18 protein-coding genes and 1 tRNA gene are annotated in these 18,496 nt (G+C 40.0%); 16 read left to right on the top strand and 3 right to left on the bottom strand.

Features of this window, described 5'->3' with window-relative positions:
- Positions 1 to 49 precede the first annotated feature (49 nt).
- Positions 50 to 844, top strand: a complete 795-nt coding sequence (gene pflA, locus GEZ89_RS04645) for a pyruvate formate-lyase-activating protein (RefSeq protein ID WP_001287990.1) — start codon at positions 50 to 52, stop codon at positions 842 to 844.
- Between the two features lie 83 nt (positions 845 to 927).
- Here the strand turns inward: pflA and yidC are convergent, their stop codons facing one another.
- Entirely contained in the window at positions 928 to 1,854 is a 927-nt protein-coding gene (gene yidC / locus GEZ89_RS04640; RefSeq protein ID WP_322741482.1) for a membrane protein insertase YidC, read from the bottom strand.
- Positions 1,855 to 1,931: 77 nt separating this feature from the next.
- Positions 1,932 to 2,210 (bottom strand): acylphosphatase, encoded by a 279-nt coding sequence (locus GEZ89_RS04635; protein ID WP_153225130.1) that lies wholly within the window; start codon positions 2,208 to 2,210, stop codon positions 1,932 to 1,934.
- A gap of 33 nt (positions 2,211 to 2,243) precedes the next feature.
- Here GEZ89_RS04635 and GEZ89_RS04630 point away from each other — a divergent pair, with 33 nt between their 5' ends.
- From GEZ89_RS04630 to GEZ89_RS04580, 11 genes are all read left to right on the top strand, one after another.
- Entirely contained in the window at positions 2,244 to 2,984 is a 741-nt protein-coding gene (locus GEZ89_RS04630) for a TrmH family RNA methyltransferase (protein WP_153225129.1), read from the top strand.
- A gap of 54 nt (positions 2,985 to 3,038) precedes the next feature.
- A complete protein-coding gene (locus GEZ89_RS04625) occupies positions 3,039 to 3,722 on the top strand; it encodes a Bax inhibitor-1 family protein (protein WP_153225128.1) in 684 nt (227 codons plus the stop codon).
- 252 nt (positions 3,723 to 3,974) lie between these two features.
- Entirely contained in the window at positions 3,975 to 4,967 is a 993-nt protein-coding gene (gene asnA / locus GEZ89_RS04620) for an aspartate--ammonia ligase (RefSeq protein ID WP_153225127.1), read from the top strand.
- A gap of 60 nt (positions 4,968 to 5,027) precedes the next feature.
- On the top strand, positions 5,028 to 5,567 hold the full coding sequence (gene rsmD / locus GEZ89_RS04615) for a 16S rRNA (guanine(966)-N(2))-methyltransferase RsmD (RefSeq protein ID WP_049509607.1): 540 nt from the start codon (positions 5,028 to 5,030) through the stop codon (positions 5,565 to 5,567).
- Positions 5,557 to 6,045 carry a pantetheine-phosphate adenylyltransferase gene (coaD, locus tag GEZ89_RS04610; protein WP_153225126.1) on the top strand — a complete coding sequence of 163 codons (489 nt, stop codon included), beginning with the start codon at positions 5,557 to 5,559 and terminating at the stop codon, positions 6,043 to 6,045. Before rsmD ends, coaD begins: the two co-directional genes overlap by 11 nt.
- Positions 6,029 to 7,066 (top strand): SepM family pheromone-processing serine protease, encoded by a 1,038-nt coding sequence (locus tag GEZ89_RS04605; protein ID WP_000730764.1) that lies wholly within the window; start codon positions 6,029 to 6,031, stop codon positions 7,064 to 7,066. Before coaD ends, GEZ89_RS04605 begins: the two co-directional genes overlap by 17 nt.
- A gap of 56 nt (positions 7,067 to 7,122) precedes the next feature.
- A complete protein-coding gene (locus GEZ89_RS04600) occupies positions 7,123 to 7,353 on the top strand; it encodes a DUF1146 family protein (RefSeq protein WP_000615324.1) in 231 nt (76 codons plus the stop codon).
- A gap of 25 nt (positions 7,354 to 7,378) precedes the next feature.
- Entirely contained in the window at positions 7,379 to 8,665 is a 1,287-nt protein-coding gene (gene murA, locus GEZ89_RS04595; RefSeq protein WP_153225125.1) for a UDP-N-acetylglucosamine 1-carboxyvinyltransferase, read from the top strand.
- On the top strand, positions 8,652 to 8,846 hold the full coding sequence (locus GEZ89_RS04590; RefSeq protein ID WP_080979309.1) for a DNA-directed RNA polymerase subunit beta: 195 nt from the start codon (positions 8,652 to 8,654) through the stop codon (positions 8,844 to 8,846). Before murA ends, GEZ89_RS04590 begins: the two co-directional genes overlap by 14 nt.
- 206 nt (positions 8,847 to 9,052) lie before the next feature.
- Entirely contained in the window at positions 9,053 to 9,883 is an 831-nt protein-coding gene (locus tag GEZ89_RS04585) for a DNA/RNA non-specific endonuclease (RefSeq protein ID WP_153225124.1), read from the top strand.
- A gap of 254 nt (positions 9,884 to 10,137) precedes the next feature.
- On the top strand, positions 10,138 to 11,469 hold the full coding sequence (locus GEZ89_RS04580; RefSeq protein ID WP_153225123.1) for a hemolysin family protein: 1,332 nt from the start codon (positions 10,138 to 10,140) through the stop codon (positions 11,467 to 11,469).
- A gap of 1,231 nt (positions 11,470 to 12,700) precedes the next feature.
- Here GEZ89_RS04580 and GEZ89_RS04575 read toward each other — a convergent pair.
- Positions 12,701 to 12,771 (bottom strand) — tRNA-Cys (locus GEZ89_RS04575).
- A gap of 180 nt (positions 12,772 to 12,951) precedes the next feature.
- Here GEZ89_RS04575 and GEZ89_RS04570 point away from each other — a divergent pair.
- The 4 genes from GEZ89_RS04570 (at position 12,952) to GEZ89_RS04555 (ending at position 18,495) form a co-directional block, all read left to right on the top strand.
- Positions 12,952 to 14,931, top strand: a complete 1,980-nt coding sequence (locus GEZ89_RS04570) for a peptide ABC transporter substrate-binding protein (RefSeq protein WP_153225122.1) — start codon at positions 12,952 to 12,954, stop codon at positions 14,929 to 14,931.
- Between the two features lie 65 nt (positions 14,932 to 14,996).
- Positions 14,997 to 16,493 carry an ABC transporter permease gene (locus GEZ89_RS04565; RefSeq protein WP_153225121.1) on the top strand — a complete coding sequence of 499 codons (1,497 nt, stop codon included), beginning with the start codon at positions 14,997 to 14,999 and terminating at the stop codon, positions 16,491 to 16,493.
- Positions 16,493 to 17,419 carry an oligopeptide ABC transporter permease OppC gene (oppC, locus tag GEZ89_RS04560; RefSeq protein ID WP_000104373.1) on the top strand — a complete coding sequence of 309 codons (927 nt, stop codon included), beginning with the start codon at positions 16,493 to 16,495 and terminating at the stop codon, positions 17,417 to 17,419. Before GEZ89_RS04565 ends, oppC begins: the two co-directional genes overlap by 1 nt.
- An 8-nt stretch (positions 17,420 to 17,427) precedes the next feature.
- Entirely contained in the window at positions 17,428 to 18,495 is a 1,068-nt protein-coding gene (locus GEZ89_RS04555; RefSeq protein ID WP_153225120.1) for an ABC transporter ATP-binding protein, read from the top strand.
- Position 18,496: the final 1 nt, after the last annotated feature.

Raw genomic sequence — 18,496 nt, 5'->3', positions numbered from 1 at the left:
AGTCATGGTATAATAAAGACTATAAAACGTTTTCAAGGAAGGTAACGATATGTCTGAGGAAATAATTGACTATGGACAAGTGACAGGAATGGTGCATTCGACAGAGAGTTTTGGGGCGGTAGATGGCCCTGGAATTCGTTTTATTGTCTTTTTGCAAGGCTGTCAGATGCGTTGCCAATACTGCCATAACCCTGATACTTGGGCTATGGAAACCAATAAATCTCGTGTACGAACAGTAGATGATGTTCTAGAAGAAGCGCTTCGTTATCGTGGTTTCTGGGGAGACAAGGGAGGTATCACAGTCAGCGGAGGAGAAGCCCTCTTGCAGATTGATTTCTTGATTGCTCTCTTTACTAAGGCAAAAGAAAAAGGTATCCACTGTACCTTGGATACTTGTGCCCTTCCATTCCGTAACAAACCACGCTATCTAGAAAAGTTCAACAAGTTAATGGCCGTGACAGACTTGGTTCTCCTTGATATCAAGGAAATCAACGAAGCACAACACAAGATTGTAACCAGTCAAACCAATAAAAACATCTTGGCTTGTGCCCAGTACTTGTCAGAAATCGGTAAACCTGTTTGGATTCGTCACGTTCTTGTACCTGGATTGACAGACAGAGATGAAGATTTGATTGAACTTGGTAAGTTTGTAAAAACTCTCAAAAATGTTGATAAGTTTGAAATCTTGCCTTACCACACCATGGGTGAGTTCAAATGGCGTGAACTTGGGATTCCATATTCCCTTGAAGGAGTTAAACCTCCAACAGCAGATCGCGTCAAGAATGCTAAGGAACTAATGGATACAGAAAGCTATCAAGATTATATGAAACGTGTACATGGATAAAATGAAAGAAGAGGTCGGGGTTTTTTCTCGGCCTCTTTTCGACTATAGAAAAGGCTCAGCATTTAAGCTAAGCCTTTTAATTTTTATCTAGAATGTTGTTTTCCAGAATTGCGTTTTTTATTTTTCTTCTTGTTAGAAGTTGTGATAGCTGTTGCTGGTTCAGGGGTTACATCTTTACGAGCGCCTGAAGTTTTGTTTGCTTTTGGTGGGTTCTTAGCAAATTCTTCGCGTACTTTTTTACGAAGTTTTGGACGAACGATGTAGTTGATGATAAATTGTTGAAGAATCATCATAAAACCACCGACAACCCAGTAAAGTGTAACGCTGGCTGGTGAGAAGACAGAGAACACGACAATCATGAGAGGGCTCATATAGAGCATCTTCTTGATTTGTTCTCTTTGAGTTTCATCCTCAACTCCATGTAAAGAAAGGAGTGATTGAAGATAGTAAAGGATACCAGCAAAGGCAACCAAAATCATACTAGGTGAGCCTAGAGGAATTCCTAGGTAGCTTGCTTGGGCAACTCCTTCAGTATGTTGGGCAGCAAAGTAGATAGCAGAGAAGAAAGGCATTTGAATGAGGATAGGGAAACATCCCACGCCGCCAAACATGCTGATGCCGTGCTCTTTTTGAGCAGCAAAGAGAGCTTGTTGAGCTTCTAATTTTTCTTCTTGAGTCGTTGCTTCTTTCAGACGAGTCTGATGTGGTTCAAGAACATGCTTGAGAGCATTCATCTTCTCAGAGTGAAGCGTTGCTTTCCATGATTGGTAGATACCAAGTGGGAGGATAATCAAGCGGACGATAATGGTTACAATGATGATTCCAACACCGAAACCGAGGCCTTGGTCATTAGCGAAGTATTTGATAGCTTCTCCCATCGGAGCACCCAAGAAATCCCAAACGGGACCAATTGGCTTACCTGTTGCTTTATCAACCTGGACACAACCTGTCAAGACTAATAGCATAGCCACTCCCATGACTGAGAGAGCGATTCGTTTAATTGATTTCACTGTTTTTATTCCTTCTTTAAAAATTATACCTTTCTATTCTACTGTTTTTTTGGAAAATATACAATAGTTCTAGAGACCTAATTTGCGACTTTGAAGTCTGAATAAGATGGAAAGTTACTCAATTGAACATCAAGATAGGTTACTTTAGAGAATGGGGTAGGGCCTTTTCGGATCTCTTGGATAAACTTAGCCATGATGGCAGAAGAGTCTGCTTGGGCCAGGATTCCAACGGTTCCGTCATCGTTATTCCAGACACGACCCGTAATGCCACCTAGTTCTAGAGCCAGACTATAGACACCCCAGCGGAAGCCCACTCCTTGGACGCGACCTTGGGCAATCATTTTAACCTTTTGCATACCAAACCTCCTTGATTGTGTTATAATATTTCTATGACTATTATAACCTCTAAAGCCAATTCTGTGGTAAAAAATGCCAAGAAATTGCATCAAAAAAAATATCGGAAAACCTCTTACTTGATTGAGGGATGGCATCTGTTTGAAGAAGCTATTCAGGCAGGTGCAAAGATTGAGAAAATTTTTGCTCTCGCAGAGTATGGTGAAAAATTAGTAGATTATCCTCAGACTGTCCTTGTGACAGAAGAAATCTTGCTCGATTTAGCAGATTCGCAAACTCCTCAGGGTATTGTTGCCATTGTTCAAAAGGAAGAGGAGCAGTTACCAGATTTGAGCCAAGGAAAGTATCTCTTTTTAGAAGATGTGCAGGATCCTGGAAATGTGGGGACCATGATTCGGACGGCAGATGCAGCAGGTTTTTCTGGAGTCATCGTTTCCAGCAAGTCAGCAGATATCTATAGCCTCAAAACGCTTCGCTCCATGCAAGGCAGTCATTTCCATTTGCCGATTTATCGTATGTCTGTCGAAGGGTTTGTGGAACAAGCTAAAAAGAGCGGTTTACCAATTCTGGCAACCACCTTATCACAAAACTCTAAAGATTATCGTGAACTGGCTTGCCTAGAGGATTTTGCCTTAGTCATGGGAAATGAAGGTCAAGGCATTAGTCCATTCATGACAGACCAGGCGGACCAACTGGTCCACATCAGCATGAAGGGCCAGGCGGAAAGTCTCAATGTTGCCATTGCAGCGGGTATACTCATGTTTTATTTGAGTTAAATCATTTTATTTTTGTTATAATCAGTAAAAAGATTTCATAAGGAGAAAAAAGATATGAATCAAACAATTATTCAAGAACGTTCTGGTTTGAATCAATTCTATGCAAAAGTCTATGCTTTTGTAGGTTTGGGAATTGGCTTATCAGCCCTTGTCTCAGGACTCATGTTGACAACTTTCCAGGATTTGCTCGTTCAAATTATGATGAATGCTCGTGTATGGCTAATAGTTGCGGGCTTTGTAGAAGTTGCTCTGGTCTATGTAGCGAGTAGTATGGCTTTAAAAAACAGTCCAGCAGCCTTGCCAATTTTCTTGCTTTATTCCGTTTTAAACGGTTTTACACTGAGTTTCGTTGTCTCGCTCTATACCCCAGGTACTGTTTTGACAGCCTTTGTATCTAGTGCAGCTCTTTTCTTTGTGATGGCTCTTATCGGAGTTGTGGTTAAGAAGGACTTGAGCGGTATGGGACGTGCCTTGTTGGCAGCTTTAGTGGGCCTCATACTAGCTATGATTGTCAATATCTTTTTAAACAGTAGCCTTTTTGACTATATCATCAGCATTATCATGGTTTTCGTTTTTGCAGGCTTGATTGCTTGGGACAACCAAAAGATTCGCTATGTTTATGAGGAGTCAGGTGGTCAGGTTGCAACAGGTTGGGCAGTTTCTTTGGCGCTCAGTCTTTACTTAGATTTTATCAACGTATTCCTTAGCTTGCTCCGTATTTTCGGTAGTGACGATTGATTTTTTAGAGAGTGGGACAGAAATCGTTAATTCGGTAGAATTCGATTTCGTCGTCCCACCTCCGCACAGTTGAGTAGGGCTGTAAAAGCTGATGAAATCAGCGTAGTAGAGCCCACTCAACCACTGCGTCTTGCGCGACAATCCAAAGACAATTGAGAGGCTGGGAAAAAGTCCCAGCCTCTTTTTTAATTTTTACTTTCATTTTTACTGGCAAAAGGGTATAATCATCTTATTATTCAAAAGGAGAGATGTATGAAGAAAAGTTTTATCCATCAACAGGAAGAAATTTCCTTTGTAAAAAATACCTTTACCCAGTATTTAAAAGATAAGTTAGAAGTGGTTGAGGTACAAGGTCCTATCTTGAGTAAGGTTGGGGATGGGATGCAGGACAATTTATCAGGTGTGGAAAATGCCGTGGAAGTTAAGGTTTTGCAAATTCCAGACGAAACCTATGAAGTGGTACATTCCCTTGCTAAGTGGAAACGCCATACCTTGGCTCGTTTTGGTTTTGGCGAGGGTGAAGGCCTCTTTGTTCACATGAAGGCCCTTCGTCCAGACGAAGATTCGCTAGATGCAACTCACTCAGTCTATGTGGACCAGTGGGACTGGGAAAAAGTTATTCCAAACGGACAGCGCAATCTTGCCTATCTTAAAGAAACGGTAGAAAAGATTTATAAGGCTATTCGTTTGACAGAGTTAGCAGTGGAAGCACGCTACGATATTGAGTCAATTTTGCCTAAGCAAATTACCTTTATCCATACAGAAGAGTTGGTAGAACGCTACCCAGACTTGACACCAAAAGAACGTGAAAATGCTATCTGTAAGGAGTTCGGTGCGGTCTTCCTAATTGGTATCGGTGGAGAATTGTCAGATGGAAAACCTCATGATGGACGTGCACCAGACTATGATGACTGGACAACTGAATCTGAAAATGGCTATCATGGCTTGAATGGGGACATCCTTGTTTGGAATGATAATTTGGGTGCAGCCTTTGAATTGTCTTCAATGGGCATTCGTGTCGATGAAGACACCCTCCGTCGCCAAGTAGCTATCACAGGAGACGAAGACCGCCTTTCTTTGGAGTGGCACAAAGCTCTCTTAAACGGCCTCTTCCCATTGACAATTGGTGGAGGAATTGGCCAATCTCGTATGGCTATGTTCCTGCTTCGTAAGAAGCACATCGGTGAAGTCCAAACCAGTGTTTGGCCACAAGAAGTGAGAGACACCTACGAAAATATTCTTTAATCAATCGAGCCGTAAGGTTCGATTTTCTTTTTTTGATAAGAATTTGGTATAATATACGGTATGAAAATCGTATCAGGTATCTACGGAGGGCGTCCTTTAAAGACGCTGGACGGTAAAACAACTCGACCTACTTCAGATAAGGTAAGGGGCGCTATTTTTAATATGATTGGTCCCTACTTTGAAGGTGGGCGAGTGCTAGATCTTTATGCTGGCAGTGGTGGTCTATCCATCGAAGCAGTCTCAAGAGGGATGTCCAGTGCCGTTCTGGTCGAGAAGGATCGCCGAGCCCAGAATATAGTCGCAGAAAATATCCGAATGACTAAGGAAACTTCCAAGTTTCAATTATTGAAAATGGAATCCAGTCGTGCATTAGAACAGGTGGATGGTGCCTTTGATCTAATTTTTTTGGACCCTCCCTATGCAAAAGAACAAATCGTGTCAGATATTGAAAAAATGGCAGAGAGAGATCTTTTTTCAGAAGATGTCATGGTGGTTTGCGAAACCGATAAATCAGTAGAACTTCCAGAAGAAATCGCCTGTTTGGGTATCTGGAAGGAAAAAATATATGGGATTAGTAAGGTGACGGTTTATGTCAGATAAGATTGGGCTATTTACAGGTTCCTTTGATCCGATGACCAATGGACATTTGGATCTCATTGAGCGTGCAAGTAAGCTCTTTGATCAATTGTATGTAGGAATTTTTTATAATCCTCATAAAACAGGATTTTTGACGATTGAGAGCCGAAAGAAAACTGTTGAAAAAGCACTAGCACATCTCAAAAATGTCCAAGTCATAGCTTCTCACGATGAATTAGTCGTTGATGTTGCTAGAAAATTAGGTGCAGAGGTCTTGGTGCGTGGCTTGCGTAATGCAACAGATCTTCAGTATGAAGCCAGTTTTGATTTTTACAACCATCAGCTAGCAGGAGAAATGGAGACAATCTACCTTCACAGTCGGCCGGAGCATGTTTACATCAGCTCTTCAGCTGTGAGAGAACTATTGAAATTTGGTCAAGATATCAGTGATTATGTACCAAATGCTGTCCTAGAGGAGTTAAACAATGAAGAAAAAAACTAGATGGCCCTTATATCTCATTATTGGGCTCATTATCACTTTTATCGCTTTTACGGTGCCCCTGCCTTATTATATCGAGGTGCCAGGAACTTCTGAAGATATTCGAAAGGTTTTACAAGTTAATAACCAACCTGACCAAGAGGAAGGTTCCTACCAATTTGTGACGGTTGGAGTTAAGCACGCTAGAATGGTTGACTTGTTTTATGCCTGGCTAACTCCTTTCACGGACATACATAGCGCCAAAGAGATGACTGGTGGTTCATCAGATGCAGAATTTATGAGAATCAACCAGTTTTACATGGAAACTTCGCAAAACATGGCCAAATATCAAGGTCTAAAGACGGCGGGTAAGGAAATAGAGCTCAAATATTTGGGTGTCTACGTTTTGACTGTAACAGATAACTCGACTTTCAAGGGAGTTCTTAATATTGCTGACACCGTAACAGCTGTGAATGATAAAACTTTTGAGAGTTCAAAAGAGATGGTGGATTACGTTAATTCTCAAACTCTAGGCGATCAGGTGAAGGTTACTTATGAGGAGGATGGAAAAGTTAAGACTGCCGAAGGAAAGATCATTACTCTAGAAAATGGGAAGAATGGTATCGGAATAGGTTTGATTGACCGCACAGAAGTATCTAGTGATGTACCAATCAAATTTTCAACTGCTGGCATTGGAGGTCCTAGTGCCGGAATGATGTTCAGTTTATCCATCTATACGCAAATTGCAGATCCTACTCTTCGAAATGGACGTATCATTGCGGGTACCGGAAGCATCGATAGAGATGGTAACGTAGGTGACATTGGCGGAATTGATAAAAAAGTGGTTGCCGCAGCTAAAAAGGGAGCTACTGTATTCTTTGCTCCTAACAATCCAGTAACTGAGGAAGCTAAAAAGGCAAATCCAAATGCCAAGAGTAACTATGACACAGCTCTAGAAGCAGCTCAAATGATTAAAACAGACATGAAAATCGTTCCAGTCAAAACGCTTCAAGATGCGATTGACTATTTAAAAAACAATCCCTAAACAGTAGGCGAATCCCTAAACTAGCGTAGAAAAAAAGAAGATGGTATAATAGGCAAATGATTCAATTGTTTTTTACCCTTAGTAGTCATATGTTTTTTGTCTACCTAGTCTTTCAGCTCTTGAAAGATTTGGTCAGATGGGATCAAATTTTGAAGGTGACAAAGGATAATGCGAAGAAGGTTCGACTCTTGGTAGTATTGTGTAGTATCGGTTTAGGATATCTGATTAGTTCCTTTTTTCTGAACCTCTACCAACTTTGGCAAGAAGCAGTTAGAACGTTATTCTAAAATTGTAAGTGAAGGAAAATACTTTATGGAAAAAATTGTAGTTCAAGGTGGCGATAATCGTTTGGTTGGAAGTGTTACCATCGAGGGCGCAAAAAATGCAGTTTTGCCACTGCTTGCAGCAACTATTTTAGCAAGTGAAGGAAAAACGGTCTTAAAAAATGTTCCTATTTTATCGGATGTTTTTACCATGAATCAGGTGGTTCGTGGATTAAATGCGAAAGTAGAATTTGATCAAGAAGCACATATTGTTGAAGTTGATGCTACTGGAGACATCACCGAAGAAGCACCTTATAAGTACGTCAGCAAGATGCGTGCTTCAATTGTAGTATTGGGGCCAATCTTGGCTCGTGTAGGACATGCAAAGGTTTCTATGCCAGGTGGCTGTACGATCGGTAGTCGCCCTATCGACCTTCACCTAAAGGGACTCGAAGCGATGGGGGCTCAAATTACTCAAACGGCAGGATATATCGAAGCTAAGGCAGAACGCTTGCACGGAGCTCACATTTACATGGACTTCCCAAGTGTAGGTGCTACTCAAAACTTGATGATGGCGGCAACTCTTGCTAACGGAGTGACTGTCATTGAAAATGCTGCGCGTGAACCTGAGATTGTCGACTTGGCTGTTCTCTTAAATAAAATGGGTGCCAAGGTCAAGGGAGCAGGAACAGAAACTGTGACCATTACTGGTGTTGAGCAACTACACGGTGCAACCCACAATGTTGTACAAGACCGTATCGAAGCAGGGACCTTCATGGTAGCAGCTGCCATTACAGGTGGAGATGTCTTGATTCAAGATGCCATCTGGGAACACAATCGTCCCTTGATTGCTAAATTATTGGAAATGGGTGTTGAAGTCATCGATGAGGACGAAGGAATTCGTATTCGTTCTCAACGTGAAAAATTAAAGGCTGTCCACGTCAAGACACTTCCACATCCAGGATTTCCGACAGACATGCAAGCGCAGTTCACTGCTCTAATGACCGTTGCTCAAGGTGAGTCAACCATGGTGGAGACTGTGTTTGAGAATCGCTTCCAACATTTAGAAGAGATGCGTCGGATGGGCTTACACTCAGAAATTATCCGTGATACAGCCCGTATCGTCGGAGGACAGCCTCTCCAAGGTGCAGAGGTTCTATCAACCGACTTGCGTGCTAGTGCGGCCTTAATTTTAACAGGCCTAGTGGCTGAAGGTGAGACAGTTGTAGGAAAGCTTGTCCATTTAGATAGAGGTTACTACCGTTTTCATGAAAAATTAGCCCAGTTAGGAGCTAAGATTGAACGGGTAAGTGTGGAAGCTGATGAAGATGAATAAACGATCCAAATATGTCTTACGTCGCTTTATCCTAGTAATTGTAGTATTACTACTAGGATTCTTAGCTCTTGCTATTGGTTTGATGATTGGCTATGGTATTCTAGGAAAAGGTCAAGATCCTTGGGCCATTTTAGCACCAGCAAAATGGCAAGAACTCATCGCAAAATTTACAGGAAAATAGGCTGGGAGACCAGTCTTTTTCTAGGAAGTGAATGTAATACTCAATGAAAATCAAAGAGCAAACTAGGAAGCTAGCCGCAGGTTGCTCAAAACACAGTTTTGAGGTTGTGGATAGAACTGACGAAGTCAGCTCAAAGCACTGCTTTGAGGTTGCAGATGGAAGCTGACGTGGTTTGAAGAGATTTTCGAAGAGTACAAGGAGAAAATATGAATAAAAAAACAAGGCAGGCCCTAATTGGCCTCTTGCTCTTTTTGCTCTTGTCAGCAGGAAGCTACTATATTAAACAAATGCAGTCTTCCAACACTGCACCACAAACACAAGTAAAACAAAAATCACAGTCGTCTGATACTCCAAGTCAAGAACTGGCAGAAAGTGTCCTAACAGATTCGATTAAAAAACAAATTAAGGGTACTCTAGAGTGGAATGGCGCAGGAGCCTTTGTCGTCAATAACAATAAAACCAATCTGGATGCTAAGGTTTCAAGCAAACCCTATGCAGATAACAAGACAAAAACGGTAGGAGGAGAGACAGTTCCCACAGTAGCGAATGCGATCATGTCAAAAGCAACAAGGCAGTACAAGGACCGTGAAGAAACTGGCAATGGTTCAACATCTTGGACGCCTGCGGGTTGGCATCAGGTTAAGAATCTAAAAGGAAGCTATAACCATGCGGTCGATAGAGGACACTTGTTAGGCTATGCCTTGATAGGTGGTTTAGATGGCTTCGATGCTTCTACCAGCAATCCTAAAAATATTGCCGTACAGACAGCTTGGGCCAACCAAGCGCGTGCAGAAGATTCTACAGGCCAAAACTATTATGAAAGTCTGGTTCGAAAAGCTCTAGATCAAAACAAACGAGTGCGTTACCGTGTGACGTTGCTCTATGCGTCTGAGGAAGACTTGGTGCCGTCTGCATCGCAGATTGAAGCTAAGTCCTCTGATGGAGAATTGGAGTTTAATGTCGTTATTCCAAATGTCCAAAAGGGAATTCAGTTAGATTACCGAACAGGTGAGGTCACAGTCACAAAAAATAACTAATTGATCAAGAGGTTGAGAGGAAATCCCAACCTCGTTTTTTATTAGTCATGAACTGTTGACGCGATTGCTTGTATTTTCCTCTTTTCAGATTTTAAAGAGCATTTTTGAAGATTTACAAGGCTTGAACTAGGGCGTCGGAATTTGGATTGCAGCTCTCTATTCAGCGACCCTTTATCATAGAAATTGAAAATTAATGTGTAGAAATTGGAAAATATGGTATAATAGTTTCAATTATACTTTTTAGGAGAAGGAAAATGGAAGACCCGAGCAGTCAGGATTTGTTACTGCAATTTGTTTTATTAGTTGTTTTGACCTTTTTAAATGCTTTTTTCTCTGCTACAGAGATGGCTATGGTTTCTCTTAGTCGCTCACGTGTTGAACAAAAGGCTGAAGAGGGGGATAAACGCTATATCCGTTTGCTAAAGGTACTTGAAAACCCCAATCACTTTTTATCAACCATTCAAGTTGGTATTACGTTAATTACAATCTTGTCAGGGGCTAGGTTAGCAGATTCTCTTGGCGAATTGATTGCCTCTTGGATGGGAAATAGCGAGACTGCGTATGCAGTAGCTTCTTTCTTATCACTTGCTTTTTTGACCTATATTTCAATCGTTTTTGGTGAACTTTATCCTAAACGCATTGCTCTAAATCTTAAGGATGCCTTGGCAATCCGAACTGTACCATTTATTATTGCTATCGGTAAGATTGTGAGTCCCTTTGTTTGGTTGCTATCTGCATCAACCAATCTTTTGAGCCGTTTGACGCCGATGACATTTGACGATGCAGACGAAAAAATGACTCGTGATGAGATTGAGTACATGCTGACTAAAAGCGAAGAAACTTTGGATGCTGATGAAATCGAGATGTTGCAGGGGATTTTTTCACTAGATGAACTTATGGCGCGTGAAGTCATGGTTCCTCGAACAGATGCTTTCATGGTAGATATCCAAGATGACACTCAGACCATTATCGAAAGTATCTTAAAACAAAACTTTTCTCGAATTCCTGTTTATGACGGCGATAAGGACAATGTTATTGGTTTGATTCATACAAAGAGTCTGCTAAAAGCAGGATTTACCGATGGTTTTGATAATATTGTATTGAGAAAGATTTTGCAGGAACCGCTCTTTGTACCTGAAACTATTTTTGTGGATGATTTATTAAAAGAGTTGAGAAATTCCCAAAGACAGATGGCTATCCTACTGGATGAGTATGGAGGTATGGCTGGTCTAGTTACGCTAGAGGATCTCCTTGAGGAGATTGTCGGTGAGATTGATGATGAAACTGACCGTGCTGAGGTTTATGTTCACACTATTGGTGAGAATACCTACATTGTTCAAGGTACGATGAACTTGAACGACTTCAATAGTTATTTCGATGTTGAACTTGAAAGTGATAATGTAGATACAATCGCTGGTTATTATTTGACGGGTGTCGGGACTATTCCAACAACTGAAAAGCTTAGCTATGAATTGGAAAGTGCCAACAAACACATTACATTGACTAATGACAAAGTCAAAAATGGCCGTGTGACCAAGTTGAAGGTTCAAATCACAGAAATTGAGCTGGAAGAAGAAACTGATTAACAAAAGAAGCTTTACTAGTCCTCGGCCAGTAAAGCTTCTCCATTTTGTAAAAAAAGACTCCAACTGGAGTCTTCTGAATCATAGAGGCGGTAGAATCAATAAATAAGGTGTAAAACAGTCAGTAACTTATCATGATTTTGTTAACAAAAGAAACAAGCAGATTGATCTTGAAGGTGAACTCCATAAGGTAAACGGAGTTCAAATTTTGTCACATGTGCGCCATGGTTATAATCATGACGAATATGGAGAAATTCATGCTTTGAGTTCTGAAGATATGAAAATAGTTGAAAAAACGGTCAAATCTTGCTATAGTAGAAAAAGAAATAGGATAGTAGTTTACGAGTGAAAACATGGTATAGCACCATTGGAAAGTGATGGAGCTAGCGAGGGTACACGAAATTTAGTAGTATCTAGCTATTGAAGCATGTGCGATTATCAAGACGACGGTTGAAATCCGTCCACCTATAATCTTTGGCCTCAATTCAATGTTGGGGCTTTTTTGCATCCTAAATCCAAAACAATAGTAACACATCCTCTTTTGAATTATAAATAATGAAATGATAAGTATAAAATATTTGTGATTTTTTGTTTTCCCTGAAAGTAGCAGAAAAAGCAATAAGCTTTGGTTTTTTCTTGTAGTGTGTGGGCGTAAGCAGTCATGCTGATAGCGTGTTTTAAACTCATGTTCATAATATCTGATACACCATTTTTATACTTATTCTACGGCCTGAATAGATACGCACAGTTTTTGCTGATAGCATAGGCTGTGGCGTTATCTAAAAGCCAGCGGATAGCTTTAATATCTACTGACATATATTACCTCATAAAATACCAAATTAGAAATAGAAGCAGAAGAAGTCCAATAATAAATTCAACTTTTTCACGTTTAGTAGTTTTTCTAGTTTTAAAATTTACTTTCATTATTTTTCCTGTTATAATTTAAGAACACCCCAAAAAGGGGCTGATAGTGATTTCTCACTATCCAAATTCGATATGCCATTCAAAGCTGATTATAAATGTGTTTATTTTGACTACTAGCTTATTTGTTTTGACTTTGAGTGGCTTCTTTTTGAACCTAAATATTTTTTCGCCCCAAACTCGCCCCAAAAGTTTTTTAAAGTTATCCTTATTTATATGAATTTATATGAAGATAAAAATAAAAAAGCCCGTAAAATCGGGCTTTGTTTTCGGATAAATTCCTATAATATAGTATAAAAATATAGTATAAAAAAGGCGGTAGACGGATTTGAACCGACGATCAAGCTTTTGCAGAGCCGTGCCTTACCACTTGGCTATACCGCCTTAACTTTTATTATTATACCTTTAAAATCTGCTCTCGTCAATAGTTTCTTTTCTGAAAATGTAAGTTTTCCGACTTTCAAAATGTGTGCGACAAAATATTCTGAAAATTCGTTTACTTTTTGAAGTAGTTGTGGTATAATAAGCATTATCTTATTAATTTCAACAGAGGAGTTAAGTAATATGAAAAAAAGTCGGATTTTTGCAGTAGCAGGCGTAGCCCTACTTGCAACAGGTGTTCTCGCAGCTTGCAGTTCTTCAAAATCATCTAATGCTGAAGCGCCAAAAGCCTATGGGTATGTATATACTTCTGATCCTGAAACTTTGGACTACCTTATCTCTGGTAAGCAAAGTACAAAAGTCGCTACTTCAAATGGTATTGATGGTCTCTTTACTAATGATAAATATGGTAACCTCACTCCTGCAGTCGCTGAAGACTGGTCAGTCTCTCAAGATGGCTTGACATATACCTACAAGATTCGTAAGGGTGTGAAATGGTATACATCAGATGGTGAAGAATACGCAGAAGTTACTGCTAAAGACTTTGTCAATGGTTTGAAACACGCAGCTGATAAGAAGTCAGAAGCCTTGTATCTTGCTCAAAATTCTGTAAAAGGATTGGCTGATTATGTAGCTGGGAACTCGACAGATTTCTCAACAGTTGGTGTTAAAGCAGTCGATGACTACACTCTTGAGTATACTTTGGCAAAACCAGAACCATATTGGAACACTAAGATGTCTTACTCAATTTTCTGGCCCTTAAATGAAGAATTTGAAAAATCAAAAGGCTCAGACTTTGGTAAAGCGACTGATCCAACATCATTGCTTTACAATGGACCTTTCTTGCTTAAAGGATTGACTGCTAAGTCTTCTATTCAGTTTGCTAAAAATGAAAACTATTGGGATAAAGATAATGTTCACTTGGACACTGTAAATCTTGCTTTCTATGATGGATCAGATCAAGAGTCAATCGAACGTAACTTTACAAGTGGTGCATATAGCTATGCTCGTCTATTCCCAAACAGTTCAAACTACTCTAAGATAGAAGAAACGTACAAAGACAATATCTATTATACTCCGCAAGGACCTGGTATTGGTGGTTTGGGTGTCAACATTGACCGTCAATCATACAAATACACTTCAAAAACTACTGACGAAGAAAAGACTGCTACTAAGAAAGCCCTTCTTAACAAGGATTTCCGTCAAGCTTTGAACTTTGCCTTTGACCGTACATTGTACTCAGCTCAAATCAATGGTAAAGATGGAGCAAGTCTTGCAGTTCGTAATATGTTCGTGAAGCCTGACTTTGTTTCTGCGGGAGATAAAACCTTTGGTGATTTGGTAACTGAAAAAGTTGTTTCTTATGGAGATGAGTGGAAAGATGTAAACTTTGCTGATGGTCAAGATGGTCTCTATAATGCTGATAAGGCTAAAGCAGAATTTGCTAAAGCAAAAACAGCTCTTGAAGCTGAAGGTGTGAAATTCCCTATCCACATCGATATTCCAGTAGACCAAACTTCTAAAAACTATATCGCTCGTATCCAATCCTTCAAACAATCAGTTGAAACAGTTCTTGGTACTGAAAATGTAGTGATTGATATTCAACAAGTTACTCAAGATGAATTGTTGAATGTTACTTATTATGCGGCTAATGCAGCCGCTGAAGACTGGGATCTTTCAGGTGCCGTTGGATGGAACCCAGACTATATCGATCCATCAACTTACCTTGATATCCTAAAAACTACAAATGGTGAAACTACTAAATCATACATGGGTTATGATGATCCATCAAACCCAGCGGTTGCTAAAGTAGGTTTGAAAGACTTTGATAAGTTACTTGAAGAAGCTGGAAACGAAACAAGCGATCTTAACAAACGCTATGAAAAATACGCAGCAGCACAAGCTTGGTTGACAGACAGTTCACTCTTCCTCCCAGCTATGTCGTCTGCAGGAGCAGCGCCAGTTATCTCTCGTGTTGTCCCATTCTCAGTATCTTACACTCAAGCTGGAGATAAAGGTTCAGACGTTTACTTCAAATATCTTCAATTGCAAGCAAACACTGTAACAACTAAAGAGTACCAAGAAGCTCGTGAAAAATGGCTCAAAGAAAAAGCTGAATCTAATGAAAAAGCTCAAAAAGAATTAGCGAGCCATGTCAAATAAATAATGCTCATCAGAACTTTCTCTCCACAAGGGGAAGGTTCTTTTGGGATTTTAAAGGAAATAATATGAAAAAATATGTTTTTATGCGTATCTTGCGGTCGCTTGTTTCTATCTTTTTAGTAACGACCTTGATTTACACGATTATCTATACGATGGTCCCACGGAAGTTGATTTTCAAACAAGATACGAACTACAATAAAATTGCTACGACTGCTGATAAACGGGATAACTATGAAAATACCGTTTTTGAACGTATGGGTTATATCGAATACTATGATACAAAAGAGTTGCAAGAAAAAGCTAGTAGTATGGACTCTTCTGTAACAGTTGAAGCAAATGATACCAATAAAGCTATCTATGAAAAGTATGTTCAACAACTTGGTAATGGCTGGACTTTAGGTGTCTTCACAGAAAGTGGCCAATTCTATGCGACACGTGAAATTCCAATTTTTGAACGTGTGTTTAAATTCTATGCAAACTTACTTGATATCGACCACACAAACAAGATTCAAGACCCAGAAAATCCAAACTTAGAGCGTTATTTGCGTTTTGAAAATGACCCAGCTATCGGCTGGTCTCTGGTAGGTTCAGGGACTAAACACAAGTACCTCTTGTACTTCAATAGTCAGTTCCCATTTGTTCACCAAAACTTTGTGAACTTGAATTTGGGTGATTCATATCCAACTTATGCTAATACTCCTGTTCTTCAAGTTATCACACAAGGCCAAGGTCAAACTAAGACATCAGAAGTGCAATTCCCAACTGGTAAGAAAACATCTTCAGTTAATATCTACTCAAGAACTTATAAATCTCCGAGTCAAGCTGATGCTCGTGAAGTAGCCAACTACGGTAAAGATGATCCATATACAGCTACTGAGAGCAACTATCAATACCCATCAATGATTGCAAGTTCTGCTATCACTGGTTTGATTGGTCTTGCGATTTCATATGCGATTGCAGTTCCTCTTGGTTCAGCAATGGCTCGTTTCAAGAATACTTGGATTGACAGCCTATCTACAGGTACTTTGACCTTCTTGATGGCCCTCCCAACGATTGCTCTAGTTTATATCATTCGTTTGATTGGTTCTTCTATCGGATTCCCAGACTCATTCCCAATCTTGGGTGCTGGCGATTGGCGATCTTATGTCCTTCCATCAGTCATTCTTGGTTTACTTGGAGCACCTGGTCTAGCTATCTGGATTCGTCGTTACATGATTGACTTACAATCTCAAGACTTTGTCCGTTTTGCTCGAGCTAAAGGTCTTTCTGAAAAAGAAATTTCTAACAAACACATCTTTAAAAACGCTATGGTACCACTCGTTTCTGGTATCCCAGGCTCAATTATTGGTGTTATTGGTGGAGCAACTCTTACTGAAACAGTCTTTGCCTTCCCAGGTATGGGTAAAATGTTGATTGACTCTGTAAAAGCATCAAACAACAATATGGTAGTTGGTCTGGTCTTCATCTTTACATGTGTTTCAATTTTCTCTTACTTGATTGGAGATATTTGGATGACTATTATTGACCCACGTATTAAATTGACAGAGAAAGGAGGCAAATAATGTCTACGATTAGTAATGATAAATTTCAATTTGTAAAACGAGATGATTTTGCCTCTGAAGCAATTGATGCTCCTGCCTACTCATATTGGGGTTCTGTCTTTAGACAGTTTTTGAAGAAAAAATCAACAATCATCATGCTTGGTATTTTGATTTCCATCGTATTGATGAGTTTCATCTATCCAATGTTTTCTGATTTTGACTTCAATGATGTAAGTAAGGTAAATGATTTTAGCGCTCGTTACATTAAGCCAAATGCTGAACATTGGTTTGGTACAGATAGTAATGGTAAATCTCTCTTTGACGGTGTCTGGTTTGGAGCACGTAACTCTATCTTGATTTCCGTAATTGCGACCTTTATAAACGTTGTTATCGGTGTTATTGTCGGCGGAATCTGGGGTATTTCAAAATCAGTTGACCGTATCATGATGGAAGTTTATAACGTTATCAATAACATCCCTTCACTTTTGATCGTTATTGTTTTGACTTACTCTATCGGTGCAGGTTTCTGGAACTTGATTTTTGCCATGAGTGTAACTACTTGGATTGGTATTGCTTATATGATTCGTATCCAAATCATGCGTTACCGTGATTTGGAGTACAACCTTGCTTCACGTACACTGGGAACACCAACCCATAAGATTGTTATTAAAAATATCATGCCTCAATTGGTTTCTGTTATTGTTACAACTACATCACAAATGCTTCCTGCATTTATCTCATATGAAGCCTTCCTGTCATTCTTTGGACTCGGCTTGCCAATCACAGTACCAAGTTTGGGACGTTTGATTTCGGATTATTCTCAGAACGTAACAACCAATGCTTACCTCTTCTGGATTCCATTGACAACTTTGGTCTTGGTATCCTTGTCACTGTTCGTAGTTGGTCAGAACCTAGCGGATGCTAGTGATCCACGTACACATAGATAGGAGTAGACATGATAAAAGGAAAAAATGTAATTTTGACTGCTCAAGATATTGTCGTGGAATTTGATGTTCGTGACAAGATTTTGACAGCTATTCGAGGTGTCTCCATCGATCTGATCGAGGGAGAGGTTCTCGCTTTAGTTGGAGAGTCAGGTTCAGGTAAATCAGTTTTGACAAAAACATTCACAGGAATGTTGGAAGGAAATGGTCGTATTGCACGAGGTAGTATTAATTACCGTGGCCAAGAATTGACCAGCCTTACATCTAATAAAGAATGGGAAAGTATTCGTGGTGCGAAGATTGCAACTATCTTCCAAGATCCGATGACCAGTCTAGACCCCATCAAGACAATCGGAAGTCAAATCACAGAAGTTATTGTTAAACACCAAGGCAAGACTGCGCAAGAAGCTAAAGAATTGGCTATCGACTATATGAATAAAGTTGGTATTCCAGATTCTGAGAAACGTTTTGACGAGTATCCTTTCCAATATTCTGGGGGAATGCGTCAACGTATCGTTATCGCGATTGCTCTTGCTTGTCGTCCAGACATTCTTATCTGTGATGAGCCGACAACAGCTCTTGACGTGACCATTCAGGCACAGATTATTGATTTGTTGAAGTCACTTCAACACGAATACCACTTTACAACAATCTTTATCACCCACGACCTAGGTGTCGTAGCAAGTATTGCTGATAAAGTAGCGGTTATGTATGCTGGTGAAATCGTTGAGTATGGTACTGTTGAAGAAATCTTCTACGACCCACGTCATCCATATACATGGAGCCTCTTGTCAAGCTTGCCTCAACTTGCGGATGACAAAGGTGAATTGTACTCAATCCCTGGAACACCTCCATCGCTTTATACTGAATTGAAGGGAGATGCTTTTGCTCTTCGTTCAGATTATGCTATGAAGATTGACTTCGAGGAAAAAGCACCTCAGTTTGCAGTATCTGATACTCATTGGGCTAAGACATGGTTGCTTCATGAACAAGCTCCAAAAGTTGAAAAACCAGCGGTGATTGCAGATTTACACGACAAGATTCGTGAAAAGATGGGCTTTACACATCTTGAGGACTAGG

This window comes from Streptococcus mitis (genome assembly GCF_009496285.1).
GTDB classification, from domain to species: Bacteria; Bacillota; Bacilli; order Lactobacillales; family Streptococcaceae; genus Streptococcus; species Streptococcus mitis_BP.
The sequence above is the reverse complement of the archived record's forward strand: the minus strand, read 5'-3'. Positions and strand labels throughout refer to the sequence as shown.